Below are 1,758 nucleotides of genomic sequence, written 5' to 3'. Positions count from 1 at the left end.
ATAGGTAATTGCGAAACAAGTTCGCAATCTTGAACTGAAAGAGGTAGAAATCCTGTTTTAACAGGATTTCACAGATGAGGTTGCAACTTTTCATTTTTAGGCGCACTTTAACAGACATTGCATGCAAAGATTTAATTGTTATGCAATGAGAGGTTTTAGACTTCTGATATATTTGTGTTGATGGATTTTATCTGCAAGTATAACCGTAATCAGCTGGGTGATACCAGCCAGAATCAAGTCTGCGTGGAGAGTTTTTTCGTTCTGAGTATGACGACCCGCCAGACAGAGGTTTTCTTTGATGTGATTGATGTTTTGTTCAACAACAGTTCGTACTTTGTAAGTGGTATCCCATTCTTCTGTTCCACGGAGCGTCCCAGGGTAGGCACGAAGGTCTTTTTCAGGATAGATGTAAACCATTCTTCCGGAAATGGATGAGGTACAGGGGTCTTCACAATGACAGATGCGACGATATTTCCCGTCTTCGCATTTATCCCAAGTAGTCAAGGGACAGATGAATTTCTGACGGGCAATTCCATTCGCTAAAAAAGCTGTGTTGTTCCCTTCTTTTTTTAAAGGAAGATTCAGATCTTTAGGACAGCAAGGAATGCCATTTTCATTGATAAAGGATTCCGAATCAGCAAGGGAAGAACGATTGTTTAATGGTATGTATGCTTTTGAAAAATGACGATTACGTCCAAAAGTATCTCCGGTAAGAAGGTCTTTGTAGAGCTGAACAGTGTCAAAAGCAGCATCACCAAGAAAAACTTTAGGATTAATCAAAGGATGTTTTTGGAAAAAGTCTTTCAGGGTAGGGATAAGGAGCTTTGAATCATGAGCAGTTTTATCCTCATCAGGAGAATCAGACTTTTTATCAACGACGATGTCCGGATGAGAATCCATAAAGTCTTTATTATAAAAGGCGATATGGCGGATGATACCCAGACCATTTGTGATGATGCCGAATTTAAAGACATAACAAAAATGCCCATTGATATAAAGCTGTTTAACAGCAGGATTAGAAGCAGCATGGGAAGGCATATTTCCATAAGCTGCCTTGTAAGGATCGTAGTTCTTATCAAAGCCCAAAGACTTTGCATATGCTTTAAGCTGTTTGATGATACGATTCGCATACTTGGGATTGTTTTCAGTGACAAAAGCTTCGATGCCAGAAGAATCAAAGATTGTCATATCTGCTTTGGCGGAATCGATAGCCTGACAGATTGGTTCAGTGAGATCAACAAGTCTGTCAAATACAGTCTGAAGGTCATCTAAGAAGTCCTGTTTGAAACGGGTAATCTTAGAGGCATCAGGAACTTTAGAAAAACCGCAGAACTCACGAAGCGGTTTGGAATAACAAAGAAACGTTAATAAAAGCTGATCTGTTGGGATTGAGAAAATACGCTGAATGATCAAAGCCCAAAGAAAGGCATGCAAAGGGTATTTGCGGGTTCTGCCCGTTGATGCATAAAAATGGTTATAAAAAGTAACCGGAATAATTTCATCAAGATTGATATGGTTTTCGAGAAGTGAGAGAAACGCAGGTTTGTCATTATCAAATTTATCTTGGCAATCCTGAAAAATATCTGCCACAGAGAGCTGTTTGTATGGTATCATAAGAATCAGAATAACTCCTTTCTAGGTTGTATGAATAATGGTTTCTAGTCAACTCCATTATACCATATCCAGTGAGGAGTTATTTGTTTTTTAGCAACAAAAAATGCCGTATTTATGCGGCTTGTGGCGTTTCGCAAACGCCTA

1 protein-coding gene is annotated in these 1,758 nt (G+C 39.1%); it reads right to left on the bottom strand.

Annotated features, from left to right (window positions below; all coding sequences use genetic code 11):
* Positions 1-138 precede the first annotated feature (138 nt).
* On the bottom strand, positions 139-1,614 hold the full coding sequence (locus ACQRBH_RS17185; RefSeq protein ID WP_336624110.1) for a transposase: 1,476 nt from the start codon (positions 1,612-1,614) through the stop codon (positions 139-141).
* Positions 1,615-1,758 lie beyond the last annotated feature (144 nt).

This window comes from Bariatricus sp. SGI.161 (assembly GCF_050313695.1).
Lineage (GTDB): Bacteria > Bacillota > Clostridia > Lachnospirales > Lachnospiraceae > JAFBIX01.
The sequence above is the reverse complement of the archived record's forward strand: the minus strand, read 5'-3'. Positions and strand labels throughout refer to the sequence as shown.

Coding starts and splice junctions, on each gene's coding strand:
- ACQRBH_RS17185 (WP_336624110.1), bottom strand. CDS start 1,614: ATGATACCATACAAACAGCTCTCTGTGGCAGATATTTTTCAGGATTGC.